Here is a 7404-nt window from a genome sequence, read left to right on the forward strand (position 1 = left end):
CATGACTTCCTTGACTCAACAGGCGTTCCGTCGCCTCGGCATGAAGGCGCTGCTGGTGCAGCACGACGTCGACGCGCGCACCGCGACCGGCCGCGCCGCCAGCGCACTGGCCGAGGAGCTGCGCGAGCGGCTCGTCGACGTGGTGATCGCGACCTCCGCCGACGATGCGCGCGCGGTCGTGCAGGCCGATCCGGCGATCCAGTGCCTGCTGCTCAGTTGGGAGCTGGGCGGCGATCCGAGCCACGAACAGGCGCGCTCGGTGCTGGAGGCGCTGCGCGCGCGCAGCGCGACGGTGCCGGTGTTCCTGCTCGCGAGCCGCGCGAGCGCGGCCGCCGTGCCGGTCGACACGATGCGCCAGGCCGACGACTTCATCTGGATGCTCGAAGACACGACCGCGTTCATCGGCGGCCGGATCGTCGCCGCGATCGAACGCTATCGCGAGACCGTGCTGCCGCCGATGTTCGGCGCGCTCGCGCGCTTCTCGCGCGTCTACGAGTACTCGTGGCACACGCCCGGCCACACCGGCGGCACCGCGTTCCTCAAGTCGACGGTCGGCCGCGCGTTCTTCGAGTTCTTCGGCGAGCCGCTGTTCCGCTCGGACCTGTCGATCTCGGTCGGCGAGCTGGGCTCGCTGCTCGACCACTCCGGCCCGATCGGCGAGAGCGAGCGCTACGCGGCGCGCGTGTTCGGCGCGCACCGCTCGTACCACGTGACGAACGGCTCCTCGACCTCGAACCGCGTGATCCTGATGGCGAGCGTGACGCGCAACCAGGTCGCGCTGTGCGACCGCAACTGCCACAAGTCCGCCGAGCACGCGATGACGATGTCGGGCGCGATCCCGACCTACCTGGTGCCGTCGCGCAACCACTACGGGATCATCGGGCCGATCCGGCCCGAACGGCTCACGGCCGCCGCGGTGCGGCTCGCGATCGACGCCAACCCGCTCGTGCGCGGCCGCGACGGCGTCAACCCGACGCCCGTGCACGCGCTGGTCACGAACTCGACCTACGACGGCCTCTGCTACAACGTCGCGCGCCTTGAGGATCTGCTCGGCCAGAGCGTCGACCGCCTGCATTTCGACGAAGCCTGGTACGGCTACGCGCGCTTCAACCCGCTATACCGCGACCGCCACGCGATGCACGGCGACCCCGCGCGCCACGACGCGAGCAAGCCGACCGTGTTCGCGACGCAGTCGACCCACAAGCTGCTCGCCGCGCTGTCGCAGGCCTCGTTCATCCACGTGCGCGACGGCCGCAACCCGATCGAGCATGCGCGCTTCAACGAAGCGTTCATGATGCATGCGTCGACCTCGCCGCAGTACGCGATCATCGCCTCGAACGATGTCAGCGCGGCGATGATGGACGGCCCCGGCGGCGTCGCGCTGACCACCGACGCGATCCGCGAGGCGGTGACGTTCCGCCAGATGCTCGGGCGGCTGCATGCGGAATTCGAGGAGAAGAGCGACTGGTTCTTCGACGGCTGGCAGCCGGACACCGTGGTGGACCGCAAGACCGGCCGCCGCCTGCCGTTCCATGAGGCCGACGAAGCACTGCTGGTCACCGAGCCGTCGTGCTGGGTGCTGCATCCGAACGACGCATGGCACGGCTTCGGCGATCTCGAGGACGACTATTGCATGCTCGATCCGATCAAGGTGTCGATCGTCACGCCGGGCATCGCACCGGGCGGCGGCCTGATGCCGGTCGGGATCCCCGCGACGGTGGTGACGGCCTACCTCGACCGGCACGGCATCGTGGTCGAGAAGACCACCGACTTCACGATCCTGTTCCTGTTCTCGATCGGCGTGACCAAGGGCAAGTGGGGCACGCTCGTCAACACGCTGCTCGACTTCAAGCGCGACTATGATGCCAACACCTCGCTCGAACAGGCGCTGCCGGAACTCGTCGCGCGCTATCCGGCGCGTTACGCGAAGCTCGGGCTGCGCGACCTGTGCGACCTGATGTTCAACGCGATGAGCGACCTGAAGACGACCGAGATGATGTCGCGCGGCTTCTCGACGCTGCCGAAGCCCGACTTCAGCCCGGCCGAGGCGTACGAGCACCTGGTGCACAACGAGATCGAGATGCTGGAGCTGGCGGAGATGGCGGGGCGCACGGTGGCCACGGGCGTGGTGCCCTATCCGCCCGGCATTCCGCTCCTGATGCCCGGCGAGAACGCCGGCCCGGCCGACGGCCCGCTGCTCGGCTACCTGAAGGCGCTCGAACAGTACGACCTGCGTTTCCCGGGCTTCACGCACGACACGCACGGCGTCGAGGTCGAGGACGGCGTGTACCAGATCGCCTGCATCAAGTCGGGCGTGCCGCCGACCGCGCGCTGACGGGCGCGCCGCGTCAGCGCGGCTCGAAGCCCCGCCGGTAGGCGGCGGGGCTCGTCGCCGCGACGCGCCGGAAATGCCGGCGCAAGGATTCCTCCGAGCCGAAGCCCGCGCGCGCGGCCACCTGCGCGAGCGGCAGCGCGGCATCCGCCTCCAGCCATTCCTTCGCGAGCCCGACGCGCTCGCGGATCAGCCATTCGTAGGGCCCGACGCCCGTCGCCTCGCGGAACTGCCGCTGCAGCGTGCGCGGGCTCATCGCCGCCCGCGCGGCGAGCGACGCGAGCGTATGCGGCTCGGCCGCCCGCGCGCGCATCCAGTCGATCAGCTTCGCGAGCCGGTCCTGCCCTTCCGGCCGCACCGGACGCGGCACGAATTGCGCCTGCCCGCCGTCGCGATGCGGCGGCAGCACGAGCCGCTGCGCGACGCGGTTCGCGATCGCGCTGCCGTGATCGCGGCGCACCAGATGCAGCAGCATGTCGAGCCCCGCCGCCGAACCCGCCGCCGTGACGATCGTGCCGGCGTCGACGTAGAGCGCGTCGGGATCGACGCGCAGCGCCGGGTAGCGCGCCTGCAGGCGCGCCGCGTAGCGCCAGTGGGTCGTGACCGTGAGGCCGTCGAGCACGCCCGCCGCCGCGAGCACGAACACGCCGGAGCAGATCGAGCACAGGCGCGCGCCGCGCCGATGCGCGGCGCGCAGCTTGCGCAGCAGCGGCTCGGGCGGTATTTCGTCGGGATCGCGCCAGCCGGGGATCACGATCGTGTCCGCGCGGTCCAGCATCGCGAGCCGGTACGGCACGGCGACCGTGATGCCGCCCGCCGCGCGGATCGGCCCCGACTCGGCCGCGCAGACCGCGAAGCGATACCAGTCGACCTCCAGCTCGGGGCGCGGCAGCGCGAACAGTTCGACCACGCAGCCGAATTCGAAGGTGCAGAGCCGGTCGTAGGCGAGCGCGGCGACGAGATGGGCAGTCATGGCGCGATGTTACCGGAACTTGTCGATCGCGCCAGTATCGGTCGCGGCGCGCCGAACCGATACTGAAGGCTCGTCATCGTTCACGGAGCCCTGCCCGATGTCCTACGTCACTGACCTTGCCGCCGCCGACAGCGCCGCCGCGCTCGCCCACTTCGAAGCGTCGCTGCGCTACGAGACCGATTGCTGGGACGTGCACGATGCGTTCGCGAACGGCGCCGCCGATTTCGTGCTGCTCGACGTGCGCAGCCCCGAGAGGTATGCGGCCGGCCACGTGCCCGGCGCGCGCTCGATGCCGCAGCGCAAGATCGTCGCGGCGCGGCTCGCGGACGTCCCGCCCGACACGCTGTTCGTGGTCTATTGCGCGGGCCCGCATTGCAACGGCGCGGCACGCGCCGCCGTGCGCCTCGCGCGTCTCGGCCGGCCGGTCAAACTCATGATCGGCGGCGTCACCGGCTGGCTGGACGAAGGTTTCACGCTCGCCACGGCCGAACTGCCCGACGCGGGCGCGGCCGGCTGAAGCGCGCCGGGCACATGTAACCGGCGACATTTTCCGCAACAATCCGTTGCCTGCACGACATCCGGAAAAGCGCGACAATCCGTCTCACCGCATGCGCCGTTTTTGTCGCATTGCAGCACGGATGGAGAAGCACCATGCAGATGGAAATCCTGATCCAGATTGCCGGCGCCGTCGTCGCGATCGCGCTCTATTTCCTGCCGGCGATCATCGCCGACCGGCGCGCGCGACACGACAAGCTCACGATCGCCCTGTTCAACGCGCTGTTCGGCTGGACCGTGGTGGGCTGGGCCATGACGCTCTACTGGTCGTTCCAGCCCAATCCGGCCGCGGACCTCGCGAACGAAGTGGTGCTCAAGCGCCGCAGCCTGAGCATGCGCACCTTCTCGACGGGCCTCGTCGAGCGCGTCCAGCGGCGCGCCACTGCCCAGGAACGCTGGGCGCACAAGCCCGGCAGCCACTGATCCCACCCCGTTCCGCTCAAGCCGGCGCCGCGAAGCGCGGCAGCCGCGCATTCGCGGACGCGCGGTAGCGCCACGCCGGCAGGCCGCGCGGCGGCCGCCCCCAGTCCTTCACCAGTTCGCCGAGCGCCGCGGCCGCGATCGCGTATGCGATCCGCTCCCCCGGACAACGATGCAGCCCCGCGCCGAAGCCGAAGGTGACGCGCGCGGGGCGCGCCAACAGGAAACGCTCGGGGGCCGGGTTGGCGCGCGGGTCGCGGTTCGCGGCGGCCAGCAGCACCAGCACCGTGCTGCCCGCCTCGAGCGTCACCCCGGCCACCTGCGTGCGCGCCGCGACGTAGCGGCGCGTGTTCTGCACCGGCGGATCGTGGCGCGCGGTCTCGGCGACCAGCGCCGCGACGTCCGCGCCGGGCCGCCCGTCCAGGGCCGCCGCGAGGCCCGGCCGGGTCAGCCACGCAATCAGCGCGTTGCCGAGCAGGCCCGCCGTCGCCTCGTAGGTCTGTGTCAGCAAGCCGACCAGATTCGCGACCCGTGCCTCGGCATCACGCCAGCCGGTCGCGCGCGCGGCGCGCTGCACGGCGGCGACGAGCGTGGCGTCGCCGGCGTCGGTCGCCGCGACAAGCGCCGTCATCCGCGCCATCAGCGCCTGCGCCGCGTCGTTCGCGCACGCCAGTTGTTTCGGGTCCGACAACGGCGACAGGCACGCGACGAAGGCGTGCAACGCCGCGCGCACGGCCGGCCAGTCGTCCGGCGCAAAGCCCAGCCAGTCCGCCAGCACGGTCACGGGCGTCGCGAACAGCCACGCGTCGAGGGCCGCTCCGTCGCGCGGATCGGGCCGCTCGCGCCCGGCGAGCACGGCGGCGCGACGCGCCAGCCTGTCGGGGTCAAATCCGTCGAGCGCCTGCCGCAGCGCGTGTTTCGGGGTGGCGTGCCGCTCGGGGGTGTCGTTCATCCGTACGAGCCGGGCGAACAGGTCGCCCGCCGGCAAGCCGGCGCAGGCGCGCGGCACCGGTTCCGAGGCGGGCCGCACCCGGCAGGCCGGCTCGGCGAGTACGGCTGTGACGCTGGCCGCGCGGGTCGCCAGCCAGACGCCGAGGTCGCGGTGATGGACGAGCGGCGGGCCGGCCGTCAGCGCGGCATAGTACGGATAGGGGTCGGGATGAACGACGGCGGCGAGAGGATCGGTCGGATGCATGCGGCCAGTATCGGCCGCGACGCGCGCCGGATGTTTCAGCCCGTGGTGAAACGTGGTCGCGCCGGCCTCAGGCCTGCAACGGGCCGCGCGACAAGGCGCGCGAGCGCGGGCGCGCGAGGCCGGAGATCATGACGCGCGGCTCCAGCACCACGGTTTCGTTCTGAAACATCTCCTGCCGGCATTCTCCGCGCTCGTCGAACCATTGGCAGATCAGCCAGTGGTTATCGTCGAACACCACCGGGCCGGCATACGTGACCGTCATGCGCGGACCGCCTGTCTTGAGGGTGACTACGTCGCCGATGCGAAAGTGGGTGATATCGATATCACGATAAGTCGTCATGGCCTTCTCGGATGGGTTTTTATAGACTTTTTCCCGGATTCTCGACCCGGGTATTTCGCCACCCCGGGAGATTAGCAATCGATCTAATATCGAGCAAGCCACTCTTTTAAAGAATGTGGTTTTTTATCGGCTTCTTAGAAGTATTTCGGATGCATTTTTAACGAGCCTTGCCCTTGCCGAACATACCTGGCGAGGCTTTCCGCGAAGCTTAGAGCATCCGTTCGGACTGACTATCCGATCTAAAGAGATTCAGGAAAACGCCGTTATTAGGTTTACAGGCTCCTGTTAACGGCGCTTTATTTTTTCGCGCCGGATTATGGAAACGTTTCCATTAAAAATTGCAATTTCCTTAATAGAAGCGATCCAAAATCGATACGATCTCGGCGCGCAAGCGTTTGCGCGCGAAACGCCGCCGGGGCTCAGGATACGTACGCGCCCTTCGCGTGCAATGCCGCCTCCGCCCGTTCAAGGGCGGCGACCGCGCTGTCGCCCTCGAGCGCGAGCAGTTGCGCGACGAGCGCCTCGGCCAGCGCGTGCGCGGCCACCAGCGACGGGAAGAACGACGGGCTGTCGTGCGTGAAGATCAGGTGCGCGTCCGCGTGCAGCGCGATCGGCGACACCGCGCTGTCCGTGATCGCGACGATTCGGCTGCCCTGTTCGCGGGCCGCCTGCGCAACGCGGCCGGCTTCCGCCGAGTAAGGCGCGAACGCGATGACCAGCGTGACGCTGCCCTTCGCGATGCCGCGCAGCTCCATGTCGAGCGAGCCCGCGAGGCCCGTGAGCAGCGACACCGTCGGCCGGAACAGGCGATAGCCATAGACGAAGCCGAACGCTACCGGGTGGCACGAGCGGAAACCCGCGACATGGACGTGCGGCGCCTTGCGGATCAGTTTCGCCGCATCGAGGATCGCCTGCGCGTTCTGCGCCGCGGTCACGGCGAGGTTGTGCTGCTGCGCGGCCGTGAGGTCGCGCGCGAGGGAGGCTTTCGCGTTGGGGCGCACGAGCGAGCGTGCGCGCTGCGTGAGCGGCGCGGGGCGGGTGCACACGCGCGCGACGAACAGGTCGCGCAGCGCGCTCCAGCCGGGAAAGCCGAGCACCTGCGCGAGCCGCACGAGCGACGCGGGCTGCACGCCCGCGCGCTGCGCGACCTTGCGCATCGACGAGACGGCGACTTCGTCCGGATGATCGAGCAGAAACGCCGCGCCCACCTGGAATTGCGGGCTCAGCTCGGAAAATTGCGCCCGGATCAGGGACGCGAGTTCGTCGAAAGTGGCGGGCATCGTGATGAGCGGGAAAACTGGCGCGACATGGTATCACTCGCGCCCGCGCGGGCCGGGTCAAGACGCGCCGGCCTGTTTGAAAGCACGGGCGCGGCCCCCTTAGATTGGCAGACCTGGAGAGATCCCGCGCACGCCCGCATCAAGACGTTGATCCGTCGGGCTTGCGCGGTTTCCGCCGGAAAAACGGCACGCAGCCGCATGCTTGATCGGAAGTAGCACTAAGTATTCGGAAACTCGCTTGACTCGCTTGACTCGCTTGACTCGCTTGACTCGCTTGACTCGCTTGACTCGCTTGACTCGCTTGACTCG

The 7404-nt window shown here is 69.4% G+C and carries 7 protein-coding genes; 3 read left to right on the forward strand and 4 right to left on the reverse strand.

From position 1 onward, the window contains the following. The first annotated feature begins 1 nt into the window (after window position 1). On the forward strand, window positions 2–2335 hold the full coding sequence (locus tag AC1RQF_RS12060) for an Orn/Lys/Arg family decarboxylase (RefSeq protein WP_492872125.1): 2334 nt from the start codon (window positions 2–4) through the stop codon (window positions 2333–2335). Window positions 2336–2348: 13 nt separating this feature from the next. Here AC1RQF_RS12060 and ftrA read toward each other — a convergent pair whose 3' ends face one another. Next, complete coding sequence (ftrA, locus tag AC1RQF_RS12065; RefSeq protein WP_273997964.1) at window positions 2349–3305, reverse strand: transcriptional regulator FtrA; 957 nt, start codon at window positions 3303–3305, stop codon at window positions 2349–2351. 97 nt (window positions 3306–3402) lie between these two features. On the opposite strand from ftrA, the gene AC1RQF_RS12070 reads away from it, so the two are divergent. After that, window positions 3403–3822 (forward strand): rhodanese-like domain-containing protein, encoded by a 420-nt coding sequence (locus AC1RQF_RS12070; RefSeq protein WP_273997963.1) that lies wholly within the window; start codon window positions 3403–3405, stop codon window positions 3820–3822. 134 nt (window positions 3823–3956) lie between these two features. Then, window positions 3957–4283 (forward strand): superinfection immunity protein, encoded by a 327-nt coding sequence (locus AC1RQF_RS12075; RefSeq protein WP_273997962.1) that lies wholly within the window; start codon window positions 3957–3959, stop codon window positions 4281–4283. A gap of 16 nt (window positions 4284–4299) precedes the next feature. Here AC1RQF_RS12075 and AC1RQF_RS12080 read toward each other — a convergent pair whose 3' ends face one another. The 3 genes from AC1RQF_RS12080 to AC1RQF_RS12090 form a co-directional block, all read right to left on the reverse strand. After that, the gene (locus AC1RQF_RS12080; protein ID WP_492872126.1) at window positions 4300–5475 is read right to left on the reverse strand and encodes a cytochrome P450; all 1176 of its coding nucleotides are present in this window, start codon (window positions 5473–5475) and stop codon (window positions 4300–4302) included. A 67-nt stretch (window positions 5476–5542) separates the two neighbouring features. Then, complete coding sequence (locus tag AC1RQF_RS12085) at window positions 5543–5815, reverse strand: YodC family protein (protein WP_273997960.1); 273 nt, start codon at window positions 5813–5815, stop codon at window positions 5543–5545. A gap of 419 nt (window positions 5816–6234) precedes the next feature. Further along, window positions 6235–7095: a MurR/RpiR family transcriptional regulator gene (locus tag AC1RQF_RS12090; protein ID WP_492872127.1), complete on the reverse strand. Its 861-nt coding sequence runs from the start codon at window positions 7093–7095 to the stop codon at window positions 6235–6237. Window positions 7096–7404: the final 309 nt, after the last annotated feature.

Source organism: Burkholderia sp. GW821-FHT14F03, assembly GCF_058803765.1.